This window comes from Paenibacillus sp. G2S3 (assembly GCF_030123105.1).
Lineage (GTDB): Bacteria > Bacillota > Bacilli > Paenibacillales > Paenibacillaceae > Paenibacillus_AQ.
This window is the reverse complement of record NZ_CP126095.1, coordinates 1,453,601-1,473,277: the sequence shown is the minus strand read 5'-3', so window position 1 is coordinate 1,473,277 and position 19,677 is coordinate 1,453,601. Positions and strand designations below refer to the sequence as shown.

The 19,677-nt window shown below is 43.4% G+C and carries 16 protein-coding genes; 2 read left to right on the top strand and 14 right to left on the bottom strand.

The window, feature by feature from the left end; translation table 11 throughout:
- Positions 1 to 207 precede the first annotated feature (207 nt).
- The 5 genes from QNH28_RS06575 to ilvB form a co-directional block, all read right to left on the bottom strand.
- Entirely contained in the window at positions 208 to 4,089 is a 3,882-nt protein-coding gene (locus QNH28_RS06575) for a collagen binding domain-containing protein (protein WP_283910675.1), read from the bottom strand.
- A gap of 325 nt (positions 4,090 to 4,414) precedes the next feature.
- On the bottom strand, positions 4,415 to 5,956 hold the full coding sequence (locus QNH28_RS06570) for a 2-isopropylmalate synthase (protein ID WP_283910674.1): 1,542 nt from the start codon (positions 5,954 to 5,956) through the stop codon (positions 4,415 to 4,417).
- A gap of 100 nt (positions 5,957 to 6,056) precedes the next feature.
- Positions 6,057 to 7,049: a ketol-acid reductoisomerase gene (gene ilvC, locus QNH28_RS06565; protein WP_036679485.1), complete on the bottom strand. Its 993-nt coding sequence runs from the start codon at positions 7,047 to 7,049 to the stop codon at positions 6,057 to 6,059.
- Positions 7,050 to 7,228: 179 nt separating this feature from the next.
- Complete coding sequence (gene ilvN, locus QNH28_RS06560; RefSeq protein ID WP_170880323.1) at positions 7,229 to 7,717, bottom strand: acetolactate synthase small subunit; 489 nt, start codon at positions 7,715 to 7,717, stop codon at positions 7,229 to 7,231.
- Positions 7,714 to 9,456 (bottom strand): biosynthetic-type acetolactate synthase large subunit, encoded by a 1,743-nt coding sequence (ilvB, locus tag QNH28_RS06555; RefSeq protein ID WP_283910673.1) that lies wholly within the window; start codon positions 9,454 to 9,456, stop codon positions 7,714 to 7,716. The genes ilvN and ilvB overlap by 4 nt, the downstream gene beginning before the upstream one ends.
- A 590-nt stretch (positions 9,457 to 10,046) precedes the next feature.
- On the opposite strand from ilvB, the gene QNH28_RS06550 reads away from it, so the two are divergent.
- Complete coding sequence (locus QNH28_RS06550; protein WP_283910672.1) at positions 10,047 to 10,493, top strand: GNAT family N-acetyltransferase; 447 nt, start codon at positions 10,047 to 10,049, stop codon at positions 10,491 to 10,493.
- Positions 10,494 to 10,515: 22 nt separating this feature from the next.
- On the opposite strand, the gene QNH28_RS06545 is transcribed toward QNH28_RS06550, so the two are convergent.
- From QNH28_RS06545 to QNH28_RS06525, 5 genes are all read right to left on the bottom strand, one after another.
- Complete coding sequence (locus QNH28_RS06545; protein WP_283910671.1) at positions 10,516 to 10,857, bottom strand: hypothetical protein; 342 nt, start codon at positions 10,855 to 10,857, stop codon at positions 10,516 to 10,518.
- Between the two features lie 203 nt (positions 10,858 to 11,060).
- Entirely contained in the window at positions 11,061 to 12,017 is a 957-nt protein-coding gene (locus tag QNH28_RS06540; protein ID WP_283910670.1) for an ABC transporter permease, read from the bottom strand.
- The gene (locus QNH28_RS06535) at positions 12,018 to 13,091 is read right to left on the bottom strand and encodes an ABC transporter permease (protein ID WP_283910669.1); all 1,074 of its coding nucleotides are present in this window, start codon (positions 13,089 to 13,091) and stop codon (positions 12,018 to 12,020) included.
- Entirely contained in the window at positions 13,084 to 14,622 is a 1,539-nt protein-coding gene (locus QNH28_RS06530; RefSeq protein WP_283910668.1) for an ABC transporter ATP-binding protein, read from the bottom strand. The genes QNH28_RS06535 and QNH28_RS06530 overlap by 8 nt, the downstream gene beginning before the upstream one ends.
- A gap of 179 nt (positions 14,623 to 14,801) precedes the next feature.
- On the bottom strand, positions 14,802 to 15,854 hold the full coding sequence (locus tag QNH28_RS06525; RefSeq protein ID WP_283910667.1) for a BMP family lipoprotein: 1,053 nt from the start codon (positions 15,852 to 15,854) through the stop codon (positions 14,802 to 14,804).
- Positions 15,855 to 16,161: 307 nt separating this feature from the next.
- On the opposite strand from QNH28_RS06525, the gene QNH28_RS06520 reads away from it, so the two are divergent.
- A complete protein-coding gene (locus QNH28_RS06520; RefSeq protein WP_283910666.1) occupies positions 16,162 to 16,704 on the top strand; it encodes an acyl-CoA thioesterase in 543 nt (180 codons plus the stop codon).
- A gap of 139 nt (positions 16,705 to 16,843) precedes the next feature.
- Here the strand turns inward: QNH28_RS06520 and rplT are convergent, their stop codons facing one another.
- From rplT to QNH28_RS06500, 4 genes are all read right to left on the bottom strand, one after another.
- The gene (gene rplT, locus QNH28_RS06515; RefSeq protein ID WP_042125073.1) at positions 16,844 to 17,203 is read right to left on the bottom strand and encodes a 50S ribosomal protein L20; all 360 of its coding nucleotides are present in this window, start codon (positions 17,201 to 17,203) and stop codon (positions 16,844 to 16,846) included.
- A gap of 31 nt (positions 17,204 to 17,234) precedes the next feature.
- Complete coding sequence (gene rpmI / locus QNH28_RS06510) at positions 17,235 to 17,435, bottom strand: 50S ribosomal protein L35 (RefSeq protein WP_036679507.1); 201 nt, start codon at positions 17,433 to 17,435, stop codon at positions 17,235 to 17,237.
- A 60-nt stretch (positions 17,436 to 17,495) separates the two neighbouring features.
- Positions 17,496 to 17,993 carry a translation initiation factor IF-3 gene (infC, locus tag QNH28_RS06505; protein ID WP_042125071.1) on the bottom strand — a complete coding sequence of 166 codons (498 nt, stop codon included), beginning with the start codon at positions 17,991 to 17,993 and terminating at the stop codon, positions 17,496 to 17,498.
- Positions 17,994 to 18,273: 280 nt separating this feature from the next.
- Positions 18,274 to 19,512: a glycosyltransferase family 2 protein gene (locus QNH28_RS06500; protein WP_283910665.1), complete on the bottom strand. Its 1,239-nt coding sequence runs from the start codon at positions 19,510 to 19,512 to the stop codon at positions 18,274 to 18,276.
- Positions 19,513 to 19,677: the final 165 nt, after the last annotated feature.

Genomic DNA, 19,677 nt, shown 5'->3' with positions numbered 1-19,677 from the left:
ACATTACGAATAATGAGCGAAAATCCCATTTTCGTCAAGGTTCACTTCGTTGGGAGTTAGGTAGTAAGTGAAGAAGGTTATGAAACGAGTAGCCATAGACCAAAAATAAAGAGCAAGGCTCCTCCAATAACAGGAGGAGCCTTGCTCCGTTGACTTTTATCCTATGGGAGTTGAGTGTCGGGACAGCCCCCTTGTCATTACGATATATTAATTACTTCGTTTAAATCTTCGAGCTAACACAAATCCCACAAGAACTAGACCTCCACCTACTAAGTAAATAGGAAGTGCACTGTCTTCTCCCGTTTTCGGAAGCTCTGTTGGTTTATTGCTGTTATCCCCTGGTTCTTTCACAGTACCTGTCGGTACTTCCTCGACATCAATCTCGATCTCAATCTCTTCTTCATTTCCATTCTCATCTGTCACAATGATCGTGAACTTGTCTTTGCCAATGAAGCCTGGATCTGGTGTATAAATCCACTTGCCATCTTTAGTAATTGTTACCTTACCATGATCTGGCTTATCACCGACACTCGGCACGCCTCCAAGTGGGATTTCACCTTCAAGAGGAACTTCCTCATCTGTAGTCAGTTTCTCTACAGGTGGCGTCACCTTCGGAACAACAGGCGTGCTAGTTGGCACCGCCGTGATAACCGGTGTTGCTGTTACTGTTGGTGTCACAGTTGGCGTTGCCACCACTGGTGTTGGAGATGGAGTAGCAGTAACGATTACTCCCGGTATTGACGTCGGCGTCGACACAGGGAAAATTGGATTGTCTGGCGTCGACGTAGGTGTTACTGTCGACACAGGTGTTTCCGTCGGTGTTGGTGTCGGCGTTGTCGTCGACGTTGGTGTTGTTGTCGGTGTTGTCGTCGACGTTGGTGTTGTCGTCGGTGTTGCTGTCGACGTCGGTGTCGGCGTTGCTGTCGGCGTTGGCGTTGCTGTCGGCGTCGGTGTTGCTGTCGGCGTTGCTGTCGGCGTCGGTGTTGCTGTCGGCGTCGGTGTTGCTGTCGACGTCGGTGTCGGTGTTGCTGTCGACGTCGGTGTCGGCGTTGCTGTCGGCGTCGGCGTTGCTGTCGGCGTCGGTGTTGCTGTCGGCGTTGGGAGTTTATTGGTAATCGTTACCTTAAATCCTGCCGTTGTATTAATATCCACTTCATGTGGTGTTGGATTAAGAACATACCCAGCTGGTGCTGTTTTTTCAATCAATACATATTTGCCACCTGGTAGCTTGGTAAATTCAAGTACCCCATCTGCATCCGTAGTCCCTTCCTTAATCCAGACCTTGTCCTTATCAATGACACGATAGAGATCAAATACAGCTCCACTTAGCAGCTTTTTATTATCAGCATCATCTACCTTCGTGATCGTTAATGGACCTCTTACACCACTCCCTGTGCCGGAACCGCTGGAGAGCCTAACTGTAATTTCATTGCTAGATTCATGTGGAACGACCTTGATGTTTTTACCATCGAATTTAACCTTATTAGTAACTTTATCATTGTGATTTGCTGTGATCAAAGAGTCATATTTCAAAATGTACGCCTCTGAGATATCTTTTAGGAAACTAAGCTTAAAGCTTTCCTTTCCGTCGATATCTGTAGTAATCTCCAGCTTATAGTCCGTATCTCTAATCAGTTCTTGAGTAGTTTCTTTTACAGTCCCATCACTTGAAACTATCGTTTTATAGACATGGAATGTATTGGACAAGAGGATTTGATTGTCACTCGGAATATCCGTAATTACAGCCTCTTTTACAAAAGATTGGTTACGGTTGATATTAATTGTCCAATTAATCTTATTACCATTCTGGGAACCAGTTTTATTAACATATTCCCCACCTTGAGGGACATTAACAGAAGCTTTCAGCTCTGCGGACTCTTTTGTATTCCCGTCATAGAGAATAGCTGTATTGGTAATATTGTTTGAATCAATCGCTTGGTCAGCAAACGTAGTTTTGAAAGTAACATAGAACGCGTAATTAATAGCTTTGCTAAATGTTACCTTAAGTTCAGTAGCAGTAAGCGTCACTTCATAATCTTTGAGATCCACATCTGCTCCTGGAGATGGATTTCCGTTTGCGCCATACTCCCATTTGTATACTTTTACAGAAGCCTTATTGACAACTAGGCCAGCCGGAATGGTATCAATTAGTTCAGCATTATTTAACGTTTTCTGATTATAATTAGCGCCAACGTTCCAGGTAATTTCCTTCGTTACAGCGTTGTAAGAACCACTCTTTTTACCATTATTCTTCACTTCAGCTCTTGGATCGAAGGTTGTGGTAACTTCTTTGCTCTTCGGCTTACCATTCTCTTTCCATGTGAGTGCAGCTGTATTGGAGAATTTATCTTTCTTAGGAGCCAGCCAATCATAATTAAAGCTTGTTGTATAAGTAATTGTGTATGGTTCGGATATTGGAGCCTTAAAAGTAATTACAAAACCATCATTTACAGTAACTGGATCATTAATATTGTAAGTAACGTCATAAACGGTTGCAGCTCCACCATTTGTCGGCTTAACCTTCAATGTGCTTTTAATAAGCTTCAGTCCAGCATTGCCGAAAGTATCCTTTACCACCAGATCATCCATAGTTACACTATCGTCGTTGATTTGAATGGTCCAATCAACTGTTTTATTGGCATAATTAACATTGCTATAGTTTTTATGAAGAATGTGCTGCTTAATATCATTTGTAGCCTGTTTAGTATCTCCGTTATAAGTCACTTTGTTCGTAATCGTAGTATCATCATATACTCTGCCATTAGCCTTGGTCTGATACTCAATTCGATACGCCGAATGGATATCATTATTGAATTTCAGTTCAAAACCATTTAACCCCGTTGCCGTCGTTGGAGTTACCGTATATTCGCTAGACGCAAGTTCCACTGCCCCCTTAATTCCATTTCCGTTACCGTCGATAGTAACAGGATAGACTTTAACAGAGGTAGGAATTAGATCTTGTGTATTGTTAAATAAATCATTCAATACAGCATTTGCAGCTGAAATTGTTTTTTCATTGTAATTGAAATTTACAGCCCAGGAAATCGTCTGAGTCGCTTCATCGTATTTTATTTTTTCTTTTGACAACGGCTTGCCGCGCCCTACCGTAACTGTAGTACTAGCTTTTTTAGAAATTCCGCCATCACCAGTTAAGACAGCTTCATTATAGAATGATGTTGCATCTACAGCAGTACCAGTAATATCCGTAGAAAATTCAATCCGGTAAGCCTTGTTAATCGGCTTATCATTAAATTTCAGATTAAGCTCTCCAGTAGATGAGGCTGTCACATCATACTTGCTGCTATTCACCAAACTGCCAGTACTCGCAGTCCCATCAACATTCACATTAAGCTCATAAACAGCAATAGATACCGTATTTAGTGACAATCCCGTAGGAAGCTTGTCCGTAACCACCGCATTGTTAATACTGTCTAGTGACTTGTTCACATCAACGGTCCATGCGATGCTAGTTGGATTATAATACTGCGGCTTAGGCGTACCCTTTTTCTCTATCGAAGAACTGATTTTTGGCTTGAGATTAAGTTCAATCGTCTGGGTACCACCCTGTATTGGAAACGTCAGTATCTGATTCGTGGAGCCTGTAATTTTCTTGGAGCTTAAAAGCGATCTTACTGTAAAGGTCCCCCCCACTTGAAAGTGAGATTCAATATAATCGTTAAATGTAAATACAACTTTGTTTGTATTTTTGTCGACTGTATAAGTTCCAATAGGCTCATCATCAAAAATGAGATTACCATTCAGGTCGTTATAAAGTTCAAACTGTGTAGGAAGATCAAACGTAAAGGTTGCGCCAGCCTTATAACCATGCCCATCTGGAAGTGCCCATGTATAATTCAATTCCGTATTGGAATCAAGCTCATATACACTTCCAGTCACCGTACTGGTGTATTTGTCATCGGTGTATACAGCTAGCGTTACATTAGTAATGAGATCTTCACTAATTACAGTATTATTGCCATTTCCACTCGCATATGCTGGCGTATTGAACCCGAAGCCAAAGCTATAAGCCCACTGCGTCACAAGTAATAATACTATGAGCCATGCGCTTATTTTCTTTTTTGATAACATTATTAAAATGCCTCCTTTTCAATTCGTTTATTGTGCTTTCCCCAAGTTCTATACTTTGGATCTTGTACTCTTATGCTCTGCATTGCCCCCCTTGACCTTTTCTCCTTCTACAAATCCCCATGCTTACATCTATTGTAAACAGTGCATCTATACATAATCTGAACAGAGTCCTGTAAAAGACTTTTTCATACTTTTTCTTCCAAATAAAAAAACAGGGATATGCGATGTAAACTCGCATATCCCTGTCGTATCTCATGCATTCTCATCTAGATCTTAATAGTAAGAGTATTACTACTTAAAAAAAACAAAAATTACATTGTACATTTTATAGACTAGCACGTTCACGTTTGGTGTAAGTTTTACGCTTCTCCAGAAGCTTGTTAAGTGCATCGATATAAGCGCGGGCACTCGCTTCTAGAATATCGGTGCTAAGTCCACGGCCCTGTGCAGCAACTTCGCCTTGCGACAGCACTACATGAACTTCGCCTTGTGCATCTTTACCACGGGAGACAGATTTAATCGAATAATCTCCAAGGGTAACTTCCTCACCCGTAGCTTTATCAATAGCATTGTAGATGGCATCTACCGAACCATTGCCTTCTGCCTCGGCTACAATAGGCTCCGCTTCCGGACCATCGATAATCACCTTTGCGGTTGGAACAGCTTTATTGCCGTAAGTTACGTAAATCGTCTGAAGTCTGAATACTTCTGGCGTATCAATTAGTTTCTCTTCAATCAATGCCAAAATATCTTCATCCGACACTTCTTTTTTCTTATCCGCCAAATCCTTAAATCTCGAAAAAGCTGTATTAAGCTCTTCTTCGGATAAATCATACCCTAGATCACTTAACTTATCGCGGAACGCATGGCGTCCAGAGTGCTTACCAAGTACCAGTTTGCTCTCTTTAAGTCCAATGGTCTCCGGTGTCATAATCTCGTAAGTCGTTTTCTCTTTCAGCATTCCATCCTGATGAATACCCGATTCATGAGCAAATGCATTAGCTCCTACAATCGCTTTATTCCCTGGCACTACCATACCTGTCAACTTGCTGACCAAGCGGCTTGTGCGCGATATCTCGGACAACGTTAGAGAAGTTTTGGCGCCAAAAAATTCAGCACGTGTCTCCAGTGCTAATGCCACTTCTTCAATCGCTGTGTTCCCGGCACGTTCACCAATACCGTTGATCGTTCCTTCGATCTGATCTGCACCATTTTGAATCGCAGCCAGCGTATTGGCCGTAGCCATGCCAAGGTCGTTATGACAATGAGCACTAAGCTGTACGCGTTCAATATCAGGCACATTTTCTTTTAAATATTTAAAGATAGCTCCGTACTCTGAAGGATTCAGATAACCTACAGTATCCGGAATATTAACGACATTTGCACCTTCTCGGATTGCCATTCCGACCATTTCAGCCATGAAATCATACTCCGTACGCCCTGCGTCTTCTAATGAAAACTCAAGTTTAGGGAAATATTTCTTGGCGTATCGGATAGCAGATTGTGCAGTTTCCAGCACCTGAGCTTTATCCATCCGCAGTTTATGCTGGCGGTGAATAGGAGATGTAGCTAGAAAAATATGAATGCAAGGATCCTGTGCCCCCTGCAATGCTTCTTTTACTGCATCAATATCTGTCTCTCTAGAACGAGAAAGACCAATTACCGTGACGTTCTTTACTGCTCTTGCTACCGCATTTACCGAAGCCAGATCACCCGGCGAAGCAGCAGGAAAGCCCGCTTCCATGCGGTCAATCCCCAGCTTTTCCAGCTGGTAGGCGATCTCTACTTTCTCACGCGTGTTAAGGTTCACACCCGGCGACTGCTCTCCGTCTCGCAGCGTCGTATCGAACACATAAATTTTCCGCATGCAAAGCACCTCCCAAAAATTGTGCTAAAACTCTCAAATGCGGCTCGTATAGTCACGGCCGCATTTGAAGGTCACACTATTTAATCATAAGTATATATGATTACTTCTTAATCCAGTGCATCATTTCACGCAATTGGCTACCTACAACTTCTACTGGGTGAGCAGCTTCGTTGCGACGAGTAGCTGTAAGGAAAGCACGTCCGGATTGGTTTTCAAGGATGAAGTCGCGAGCGAATTTACCTTCTTGAATATCTGTCAGAACAGCTTTCATTGCTTTTTTAGTATCTTCAGTTACAATGCGTGGTCCAGTTACATAGTCACCGTATTCCGCAGTGTTACTGATGGAATCGCGCATGCTGGACAATCCGCCTTCATATACCATGTCAACGATCAGTTTCAGTTCGTGCAGACATTCGAAGTAAGCCATTTCAGGAGCATAGCCTGCTTCTGTCAATGTTTCGAATCCAGCTTTGATCAGTGCGGATACACCACCGCAAAGTACAGCTTGTTCGCCGAACAAGTCGGTTTCGGTTTCTTCGCGGAAAGAAGTTTCGATAACCCCTGCACGTGTACAACCAATACCTTTTGCATAAGCAAGACCGATTTCTTTCGCTTTACCTGTTGCATCTTGTTCGATAGCAATCAAGCCAGGAACGCCGAAGCCTTCAACATAAGTACGACGAACCATGTGACCTGGAGATTTTGGTGCTACGAGCAGCACGTCCGCATCTTTAGGAGCGACGATTTGTCCAAAGTGTACGTTAAAGCCGTGGGAGAACATCAAAGCCGCGCCTTTTTTGAGGTTTGGTTCCACTTCATTTTTATATACGGATGCTTGAGTTTCATCTGGCATTAGGATTTGCACAACATCTGCACGGGATACTGCTTCAGCTACTGGCAATACTTCAAAACCGTCATTTTTCGCAGTTTCAAAAGATTTACCTTCACGAAGACCGATGACAACTTGAAGACCACTGTCACGTAGGTTTTGTGCTTGGGCATGTCCTTGGCTACCGTACCCGATTACCGCGATTGTCTTTCCTTTTAATACACTAAGTTCTGCATCCTGTTCATAATAAGTTGTCACTGCCATTGTCAATATCCTCCTTTAATTTGAGACCCATCATAAAGAGCGGGTGCTTCAAGAGAACTGGATTTGTCGATTAAAACAAGCTGCTCCTCAAGCTCCCGCTCTTTAGCGGGAATGTCATTCATATCATATCAGATTAATGCAATCAAGCAGTAATCCGTTAAAGTCGCAAAATAAACTATTTAAGAGTTGCCACGTACCATAGCCGTAACACCTGTGCGAGATAACTCTCTAATCCCATAAGGTTTCAAAAGCTCGATCATCGCGTCAATCTTCTGTGTCTCCCCAACTACCTGCACCAATATAGTTGTGCTCCCAATATCAACCACTGAAGCACGGAAAGTCTCAACTACACCCAAAATCTCCGGACGCTCACTTGGATCTGCATTCACTTTAATCAGGGCCAGCTCGCGTGCAACCATTGGCTTAGCTCCAAGATCAACGACTTTGATAACATCAATTAGCTTATAGAGCTGCTTCTCGATTTGTTCAAGGGTATGCTGATCGCCAAGAGTAACGATAACCATCCGGGATAATCCAACCTCTTCGGACTGGCCGACTGTAATACTCTCAATATTAAATCCGCGGCGACCGAACAAGCCTGACACCCGCTGAAGCACACCTGGCTGGTCATTTACGAGTACAGAAATCGTATGTCTTGTCACTGTTATTCATCCCCCATCAGCATATGATCGATGGTTGAACCTTGAGTTACCATCGGGTAGACATTCTCGTCTTTTGGAACAACGAATTCTACCAATACTGGACCCGGTGTTTCCAGCGCTTTCTGCCATGCATCACGTGCTTCTTCCTTATTCGTCGCCCGTAGACCTTTTACTCCATAGGCCTCAGCCAGCTTAACGAAATCCGGACTACCTGCAAGGTCTGTATAGCTATACCGTTTGTCATAGATAAGATTCTGCCATTGGCGAACCATTCCAAGCACTTGATTGTTAATAACAACGATTTTGACAGGTATATTGTTAATCGCACAAATCGCCAGCTCTTGGGAACACATTTGCATACCGCCATCCCCATTAATCGATACTACCAACCGTTCAGGATGTGCCATTTGCGCACCGATAGCTGATGGGAATCCGAAGCCCATCGTTCCAAGACCACCTGAAGTAATCCATGAACGCGGATGATTGAACTTGTAATATTGTGCTGCCCACATTTGATGCTGACCAACGTCCGTAGTGACAATCGCTTCACCATTAGTGGTGTCATTAATCATTTCAATAACCCATTGTGGTTTAAGCTCCGTCTCCGAATCTTTATACCGAAGTGGCTGATCAAGCTTCGACTGTGCGATATGCGTTCTCCAAGCATCAGCCTTAGATGCACGGCCAACCTCAGGAATCAGCATTTCCAGTACAGTTTTTACATCTCCTACAATTGGAATATCAGGCGATACATTTTTCCCGATTTCTGCAGGGTCGATATCGATATGCACGATCTTGGCTTTTGGGGCGAAGCCGTCCAGCCTACCCGTAACACGGTCATCAAAGCGGGCACCGATATTAATGAGCAAATCGCATTGCTGAATCGCATTGTTTGCGGTATAGGTGCCATGCATACCTGGCATTCCCATCCAAAGCTCTTCAGCACTTGGGAAGGCTCCAAGTCCCAGCAAGGTTGTAGTGATTGGAATCTCTGTCCGTTTCACGAATTCGAACATAGCTTCATGTGCTCCGGAGTAGATAACTCCACCACCTGCAATGATAATCGGACGTTCAGCAACCGCAATTGCACGAACCAGTTTATCAAGCTGCAGTTTGTTTGGAACTGTACAAGGGTTGTAGCCACGAAGATTTACGGTACTCACTGGTGTGAACAACGTTTTTGCTGCCGACACGTCTTTTGGAATATCGATCAACACTGGACCTTTACGACCCGTATTTGCCACATGAAAAGCTTCATGAATTACGCGTGGGAGATCTTCAACATCTCTTACAAAGTAGCTATGCTTAGTGATTGGCATCGTGATTCCGGTAATGTCAGCTTCCTGGAATGCATCTGTACCGATCAGGCTGGAGAATACGTTACCTGTGATTACAACCAATGGAGTTGAATCCATATATGCTGTAGCAATACCTGTTACAAGGTTTGTTGCTCCGGGACCCGAAGTTGCGATACATACCCCTGGTTTGCCACTTGCTCTAGCGTAACCGTCAGCTGCATGAATCGCGCCTTGCTCATGACGTGTTAACACGTGATTGAAATCCGTAAAACCGTATAATGCATCATAAATGTACAATACAGCTCCACCCGGATATCCGAATACTGTGTCTACACCCTCCAATACAAGGCTGCGGAGTAGTATTTCCGAACCGGTAATAACTTCCGGCTCCATCCATTTTTCTTTTAGCTGCTCTGTAGACCGTAATTCCGGTATTTGCGCGCTCATCAGTATTCCTCCTCCGATATTTAACATTCATTATGCAAATGACGGACCGTCCTCTATACATCAGCAAATAGTTATTTATAAAACAAAAAAACCTTTCGCCTCCCACGCACAGTATTAGCGCGTGAGGGACGAAAGGTTGATCTTCCGTGGTACCACCCATGTTTGCATTACATCTCGCGATGCAACGCCTTATCAGGTATACAAAAATCCATCGATGTAGGCAAGGGCCCTAATCTCTGTAACCTGAGGTCCGTAACGCGGACTAAACGATTCCCCCTAATAATTCCACCACTTTAGCCAGTGGACCTTTCAGGGAAACAGCTCCGAGGTGAGCTCGTATATAAGGGATTTCGGTGGAGGTTGCAGCAAATCCTCACACTCTCTGAGCAAAAGAGCCCTTAAAACTTCGTCCTCATCATCGCCGATACATGTATGTTCGTTAAAATGTTTAGACACATTATATGATTCCTAACACGGATAGTCAATACCCATATTTTTAAAATTGACACAACTCCTACTTCTACACTCTCGGAACGCCTGCCCCTCTCCCAACATATGATGTACGACAATGCGTGGAAAGGGGACGCTCTATGATTCGTTATCGTCGACCGAAGCAGGATGACGTTGTTATTTTTGATTTAATTGAGCGACAGCTTGTACCATTATCTCATCTGCCGCAAACTGAAATTACTAAAATCAAAAAAGATTTACCCCGTCGTCTGGGACACGGAATCACCCTTGTCACCTGTCCCGACTATGAAAGTGATCCAAACGGCTTTGTCCATTTCTTACTGCATGGTGATTTACTCTACATCGATATGTTGGCCATTGCACCAGAAGCTCGGCGTAAACATTTGGGAAATATGCTCATGGATCGAGCAGAAAGATTTGCACTATCTCGCGGATGTCATCGTTCTAAGGTTTCCGTCGATTTAGGGAATGCAGCAGCTCTAGCCTTTTATAAAAAATTGGGCTACAGCGTAGCCCGTTATCAATCCCTAAGTTTTTGTTACGAGCTTGAGAAACGATTTTCCTAGCCAAAGCAGCAGTTATCAGAACTTAAAAGAATCCAAAAGGTGGATATGGTGTGCCTCCGTACCCATAACCTCCATAAGGAGTTCCATATCCGTAACCGCCGCCATAAGGTGTAGCTCCGCCATAGCCACCACCATAACCTCCACCATAAGCATAAGGGGCAGTGCCAACGGCGAGCAAATCAAACAACACTAATGGAATGATTGCTTTTGTTTGTACTTTTTTACCACTTACACGTTGCAATATAAGACGATTACCTGATACACGAAGTAGCTTTCCTGTAACTTGTGTGCCATCCTTTTTCACAGCGATAATCTGCTTACCTACGAGCCTCATAACCTGCTTTTTCGTGACTGGCTTAGTCATAATATCCCCTCCAAAAAGTTTTACAAGTCTTCTGATTCCCATCCTTTTCAAAACAGTTTATTCGCTCAAAAGAACCTTCGCCTGTACACTTGCCCTTATCTCTCAATGTTTATCCTTATCACTCTTAACAAAAAAAGCCGCATTTCCGGAAAAAGTCCGGAGATGCGGCTTGGTAATGATATATGCAAAAAAATTGAAAAGATCTAGCGCTTACTAGGATCGTAAGGCTGACCTAATGCCTTAGGAGCAGCGGAACGTCCTACAGCAGCTACAAGCACAATGACTGTCAATACATAAGGAATCATAAAGATGAACTCTTGCGGGATATCTTTTGACCACTCAAACAATTGAACATAGTTACGAATCGCTTGGGAGAATCCGAAAAATACTGCAGCACCAAATGCTCCGAGCGGATTCCATTTACCAAAGATCATCGCTGCAATCGCGATAAAACCTTGACCAGAAATCGTATTATGACCAAAAGTTCCCGTTGTGGTTAGAGTAATTGTCGCTCCACCGATACCAGCCATCAATCCACTCAGCATTACACCGATATATCTCATACGATTAACCTTGACGCCTAAGGTGTCTGCGGCACTAGGATGCTCACCTACTGCGCGTAAACGAAGTCCAAATGGCGTCTTAAACAAAACGAAATAAATAACGATAACCAGCACGATGGCTAGATAAGTGGTCGGATAGGAATTAAATATCCCTTCACCGATCACCGGGATTTTGGAGAGTCCAGGAATTGCAACCTTGTTAAATCCATCGATTAGCGGAGTTTCAGCAGATCCATCAAACAGCAGCTTTACCATGTAGAGCGTACTACCTGCGGCTAAAAAGTTAATAACCGTACCACTGATCGTCTGATCTGATTTAAAGGTAATAGATGCAACTGCATGAATTAGTGAACCAAGTACCCCAACGGCCATAGCACAGAGTACTCCAATCCAAGGAGCCCATTCACCCATCCCAGCATCTTGAGCATAATAGCCGCCAACTGCTGCTGCAAAGGCACCGAACATCATCAAACCTTCAAGTCCAATATTTACGACACCGGAGCGTTCAGAGAAGATGCCGCCAAGTGAGGCAAAAATGAGCGCTGTGGAAAAAACAAGTGTTGTATTAAGCAGTTGACCTAACGTCTGCAGATCCATCTATAACACCTTCTCTTTCTTGCGCTTGAAGTAAAAGGGCTTAAGCACCCAACGCACAATCCCTTGTGCCGCAATAAAGAATATGATTGAACCTATAACGATACGAATAAGCTCCGGAGGGACATCTGCAGCAAAACTCATTCCCGCAGAACCATAAGTCAACGTACCATATAGAATCGCAGCTAGCACAACACCAAGTGGATGTGTTAAACCAAGTAGAGCCACTGCGATACCATCAAATCCATATCCTGGCGATGCCGCGAACACTGATTGATAATGGAATACACCCAGTACCTCTCCTGCTCCGGCCAATCCTGCAAATACTCCACTTATGAACATTGCTTTTACAACGTTACGGCCAACATTCATCCCTGCATATTCGGCAGCATGAGGATTGTAACCAACAGCACGCATTTCATATCCTTGTTTAGTCTTCCATAAGTAGACATAGAAGAATACTGCTGCGGCAAGGGCAATAGCTGTTCCCCAGTGCAGACGCGCATTGTCAAATAACGAATTCAAGAACGTCATAGAAAGTGAAGCTGGAATATCCTCGGAACGATTCTGCCCCGGAAGTAACAGAAATGCTCGTACAATATAATTCGACAAGTACAGAGCAACCCAGTTTAACATGATCGTGGTAATAACTTCATTAATCCCACGCTTGGCCTTCAAATAGCCGGCGATACCAGCCCATAGACCTCCGCAGACCCCTGCAATAATAACAGCAAGCGGAACTAATATGAATCCTGGCAAGGCAGCAAATTTAATACCTACCACGGTCGCAGCTGTCATACCAATCATCACTTGTCCGTCTGCCCCGATATTAAACATCCCTGAGCGGAACGCAAAGGCTACAGCTAGACCAGTAAGCATTAATGGCGTCATTTCGCGCACGGCTTCACCAAAGTTATACAAGTTACCAAATACGCGCGTAAACAGTGCGGAGTAAGCAGTTATCGGATCATAACCACCCAGAAGCATAACTATTGCGCCCACAAGAAAGCCAAGCACGATGGCGACAAAAGGAATGATATAGCTATCAGTTGTGAAGATTTTTTTGAACTTATTCAACTGCCTTACCTCCCCGCTTCAAGCTGCCTGCCATCATAAGGCCCAGTTCCTGATCATTAGTATCTTGCGGGAACACTTCACCGACAATTTTGCCTTCATAGATAACAGCAATTCTGTCAGATACATTCATAATCTCGTCCAATTCAAAAGAAATGAGCAGTACAGCTTTCCCTTGGTCACGCTGAGCAATAAGCTGCTTTTGAACAAACTCGATAGCACCAACATCTAGACCACGTGTTGGTTGTGCAGCAATAAGTAATGTCGGATCTTTATCTATTTCCCGAGCAATAATCGCTTTCTGTTGATTTCCGCCGGATAGCGAACGTGCTTTAGTCTGAATTGAAGGAGTACGCACATCAAATTGCTCTACAAGACCCTCAGCATACTTATCAATGACATCATTTTGCATGAAGCCATTTTTGTTATATGGACTCTTATAATAAGTTTCCAGCACCATATTCTCACTCACCGAGAAATCAAGCACCAAACCATGCTTATGACGGTCCTCTGGAATATGAGACACATTCATCTCCGTAATCTTGCGCGGGGATAAATTAGCTATCTCGTTCCCGGATACCTGAATAGAACCAGAATCGATTTTGCGCAGACCTGTAATGGCCTGAATCAGTTCACTTTGTCCATTGCCATCAACACCAGCTATTCCGAGAATTTCCCCGGCTTTCACATCAAAGCTAAGGCCGTCCAGCACCGAGACACCGTCTTTACTCTTGCTGTTCACATCCTTCAGCTCGAGTACAGTTTCGCCAACCTCAGGAGCCTTCTTATCCACCTTGAAGGTAACGCCACGACCAACCATCTTCTCAGCTAGTTCATTCGGATTAGTCTCTGCCGTATTTACGGTATCGATTACTTTTCCGCGTCTAATAATGGTAACACGATCAGATATTTGCATAATTTCTTTAAGCTTATGCGTAATTAGAATAATAGATTTTCCCTCTGCAACAAGCCGCTTCATAATCGCCATCAATTCCGTAATTTCTTGAGGCGTAAGTACTGCAGTCGGCTCATCAAATATGAGAATATCCGCTCCGCGATACAGGGTCTTCATAATTTCTACCCTTTGCTGCATACCCACAGAAATGTCATGAATGACGGCATTTGGATTCACTTGCAGGCCATATTGCTCCGATAGCTTCCGAACCTGTTCCGCAGCGGATTTATAGTCAATTTTAAGACCTTTCTTCGGCTCCATCCCAAGAACAATATTCTCGGTAACCGTAAAAGGTTCCACAAGCTTGAAATGCTGATGCACCATACCAATCCCAAGCTCAATCGCTTTATTGGGATTATCAATTATAACCGGTTTCCCGTCGATTTCAATACTACCTTCGTCCGGTTGATACAATCCAAACACGATATTCATTAAGGTTGATTTACCTGCACCATTCTCACCGAGCAATGCAAGAATCTCACCCTTTTTTAAGGTCAAGCTAATGGAATCGTTAGCAACAATACCAGGAAATCGTTTTGTGATTTGCTTCAACTCTACGACAGGAGCCGCAGCACTCATGGAATCACCCTCATCACAGAATATATAACTACCATGTAGACACGAGTGTACCGCCCTTCTCAAGGCGGTATAACTGTGTCCATCTTATCAAAACCAGCGCTTTAACAAGGAATAAGGCCAGCGCATAACCGGCCTTATTCCTTGTTGCTTATTGTAATCCGATAAATAAAAGGGAGATATTACTCAGCAGGAACTGTAACTGTTCCATCAATGATTTGTTTTTTGAATTCTTCAACTTTAGCCAAGATCTCTTCAGAAACGTTTACTTTAGATGTATCAGAGATACCTACACCGTTGTCTTTCAAACCAAGAACAGTTGTAGTACCACCTTTGAAAGTACCATCGATTACTTCTTTGGAAACCTTCTTCACAGCTTCGTCAACGCGTTTGATCATGGAAGTCAAAGTTACGTCTGTACCAAATTCAATGGATTGGTCTTTGTCTACACCGATAACCCATACTTTAGCACCGCCAGCTTTGTTACGGGATTTAGCTTCGTTAAATACGCCATTTCCTGTTGCACCAGCTGCAGGGAAGATGATGTCATTACCATCGTTATACAATGTAGCTGCAAGAGATTTACCAGTATCTGGCTTGTCGTATGCACCTGCATAAGTAATTGTAACTTTAGCGTCAGGGTTAACTGCTGTTACACCCGCTTTGAAACCAACTTCAAAACGTTTGATTACTGGGCTTTCCATACCGCCAATAAAAGCTACTTTGTTAGTTTTTGTAGTCAAACCAGCAACCACACCAACCAAGAAGGAACCTTCGTTCTCAGAGAAAGTAACGGATGCTACGTTAGGAGCATCTACTACGCTATCGATAATTGCCAAGTTTGCATTTGGGTTCTCACCAGCAACCTTTTTAATTGCGTCGCCAAGATCAAAACCAATACCCCAAGTCAAGTTGTAGCCATCTTTAACGAATTGGTTAAGGTTTGGCTCATAGTCAGCATTGGATTTACTTTGCAAATATTTAACGGAAGTGCCAGTTTCTTTTTCAAGAGCTTGTAGTGCTTCCCATGCGGATTGGTTAAATGACTTATCGTTAACACCACCGATATCAGTAACCATACCAAATTTGAAATCTTTTCCGGCATTTGTTCCAGCATTTGTTCCTGCATTAGTCTCGCCATTTGCAGCATTCTTAGCGTTGTTTTTTCCGCAACCGGCCAATACTACTGTGAATGCCAGCAACATTACAAGAGATAGCTTGAAAACTTTTTTCATTGAATGTGATCCCCCTTAAAATATTGGATGTCATCTGTGTTCTACTTGGACATTCCATAGATCAAATTATAACTGCAATAAAATCTAAAATCCAGTCCATAAATGACCTCAGGTCAATAATTATTTGTATTTTTTCGTAAGTAACCGCTTTCCATGACATGACGTGTTATTATCATGTTTGAATGATGTTAGAAAACCTTATTTTTCTTTGTATAGTATTCCAACACAATACAAATATTATTGCACACTTATGTGTTTTCTATTATTATGATTGCTTAGTATTTGCACTGAAAGGAAGTTATCAGATATGACCGATGAAAAAAATCCAAAAACGATGCCGGCTTTTAAATATTGCCGTGAATCCCGCGTCTTCAAAACCGGACGCGTTTTCCCTAATGACGTTAATAATCACAAAACATTGTTTGGCGGTAAGCTTATGAGTGGCATTGATGAAGTGGCCTCCATCTCAGCTATGCGCCATTGCCGTGCTAATGTCGTTACAGCCTCTACAGACTCTGTCGACTTCTTAAGACCTATCCGACCTACAGACTCTGTATGCTTCGAATCCTTCGTTTCTTGGACCGGACGCACGAGCATAGAGGTATTCGTAAAGATCATCTCAGAAAATCTATATACTGGTGAGCGCGCGGTCGCTGCCACTTCATTCCTTACCTTTGTTGCAGTCGAGGAGGATGGTACTCCTACTCCGGTTCCTGCCATAATCCCAGAGACCGATGAAGAAAAGCTCATCAGCGAATCAGCTAATGAACGTTCTGAGCTGCGCAAAGTGAGAAGAACCATCAGTAAAAAGCTCGCTGCCGAGCTCAACACTGTGAAATACTGGGAATAACTCTGCATCAAGCAGAGTTTTTTCTCGTTTTCTAACGGTAGAGGACACATTCCCCCGATTCTATACACTTCATACCACACAAAAAAGCACCGCTGCATGGGCAACCCGCAGGCGGTGCTTTTCGATTATATTACAACACTTACGCGTTGATTTTCTCTTTGGCAATACCAGCCAAGGAGTTGAATGCGTTAAGATCATTTACAGCCAGATCAGCCAGCATCTTACGGTTAACTTCTACACCAGCCAATTTCAGGCCGTATACAAGCTTGCTGTAAGAAAGACCATTCAAACGAGCTGCTGCATTAATACGAACGATCCACAGTCTGCGGAAGTTACGTTTAGTTTGACGACGGTCGCGGTAAGCGTAAACCATCGATTTCATTACTTGTTCTTTAGCTGTTTTAAAAATGCGGTGTTTAGAACCGAAATAACCTTTTGCCAATTTCAACACTTTTTTATGTCTACGACGAACTACAAATCCGCCCTTAACTCTTGCCATATTAATAAACCTCCCAAAAATGTGTGATAAACTATTTCAAGTTAGCCAATCCTTGTTTCAAACGTCTTACATCCCCAGGGGCCATTACTGGATTACCGTTCAGAACGCGCTTAGCGCGTTTAGATTTGTGGGACAGCAAGTGGTTTTTGTGAGCTTTGTAACGTGTTACTTTACCAGTTCCGGTAATTTTGAAGCGGCCTTTCAGGCTGCTGTGTGTTTTCATCTTAGGCATGGTGTTTCCTCCTTGAATATTATGCGGCGCCAAATTGCAGGTAAGCAAGTGACTCCAGATTTATTGGGCTTTAGGAGCCAAAATCATAATCATGCTGCGGCCTTCCAGCTTAGGCTGGCGCTCAACAACAGATATATCAGCCACTTCGTTCTTAACACGCTCGAGGATTTTCTGACCGATATTCGCATGTGTGATCTCACGTCCGCGGAAACGTACGGAGCACTTTACTTTATCGCCTTCACCCAAGAACTTGATTACATTGCGGAACTTGGTTTGATAATCATGTTCCTCAATGTTAGCACGGAACCAGACTTCCTTGATATCAACGATCTTCTGGTTCTTACGGGCTTCCTTCTCTTTCTTCTGCGTTTCATAACGGAACTTGCCGTAATCCATGATGCGGCATACCGGCGGCTTAGCCTGTGGTGCTACATTGACTAAATCTAGATTAAGATCGATCGCCATTTGCAACGCTTCGCGGATCGGTTTAATTCCGATTTGTTCACCTTCCGCACCAACCAACCGTACCTCTTTGGCCCGAATTTCATCATTGATCATATGTTCCTTACTGATAACTCTCCACCTCCGGATCTTTTTAACAACTATACTGCCCTACTCCATAAAAAAGGGGTGCCGGTAACACCCGACACCCCGTGTTTGATCAACGTTCATGAACATTAACATTCATAAAGCATTGAGATCAAAACCAGCCGGCGAATATGCCAGTCAGGTGAGAAGCAGGTGCTTCTTCTTGCAATCCCTATGATTTGCGTACTTGAATACTATACACCACTCCAAGTGGAGTGTCAATTCTTTTTATTCAACATTTTTAGATGTCTTATACCTGCTTGCTTTGCACTTCTTCAAGTCTTACGACACGCGTATGCTTGGTATGGCTCCATTGCTTGTTGTTCTGCGTGAAGAACGCATAGAACGTAATAGGATACCAAGAGATCAGGTAAATTGGGAAGAACACTAGATAAGCGTACACCTTCTTAAATTTAACCTTCTCCAAAGCCATCGCAATCCCAAAGGTTACCAGATTCAAGCCGATCGCAAGGAAACCGAGCCAGACTGGCAAGCTGCCGTAAATATTAGCGATATTCGGACCGTTAAAGAGAGCCATATCCACCCACATTACGGCCGTCATCAAGAAGGTGAGCAAAACAATGTACACATTTGCTCCGTAAAGCGCAAGGTCAAACTTCGTTAAGCTGCGTTCTTTAATACTTTGCCAAAGTAATGGGAAAAAATAACGACGAGCTACAGTGAAGTGTCCTTGCATCCAGCGCAGACGCTGTCTTGAAGAGGCCTTGAAAGTTAGAGGCTTCTCATCAAATACCTTTGCGTCATAGTTGAACTTAGGATACACACCATGAGATGCACTGCGCATCGTAAACTCTAGATCCTCGACCAAACTTGTAGCTCCCCAGCCCATCTCTTTAAGAAGAGCAGTCTCGAAACACATTCCTGTTCCGCCAAGGAAGTTCGCCATATTCAAATTATGGCGTGAAAGTTGCCACAAACGGTTAATATACCAGTACGACACACCATACGCTGCAGTAATCCAGGAATCTTCTGGATTCTTGGTGTCAATATAACCTTGAATAACACGTGCTCCCGAACAAAGATCATTATTCATCTCCATTAGGAACTCAGTATGTGCCAGATTATCGGCATCAAACATTACGACTGCGTCATATTGACGCTGCATGCCCCAAAGCTCCTTGAGCATCCATTCAATGGCATAACCTTTACCACGCAGATTCGGGTTAGTGCGGACACAAGCGTTCATTCCGTGCTCTCTAACGATGCGAGCTGTACCATCTGTACAATTGTCACAAATTACAAATACGTCAAACAGTTCTGAAGGATAGTTAAGCTGCTTCAGGTTCTCCATTAACGCGCCGACGACTTCTTCCTCGTTATGTGCGGCAACAAGTACTGCAAATGTTTTTTCTGGCTTAAACGTTGTCTTTGTCTTTTTCTTGTGCAAACCAAATAACGAAAAGGTAAACTGATAAACTGCGATTGCTGCCAAGATCACTTGGAGCGTAACAAACAGTGCGTCTGTCATGACCTTTTGATGCCCCCTTTTTTCACTCTCGGTGTTCTTTTTTTCTCTCTAGCTTGCTTGACGTTCCTTCTGACCCTTTTGTTGCATCCCCTAATTATAGACCAAGAGTATTCTTATTCTCGGCAGACTTCACAATTTTTATATATGCTGTTTAAAAGAATTGTA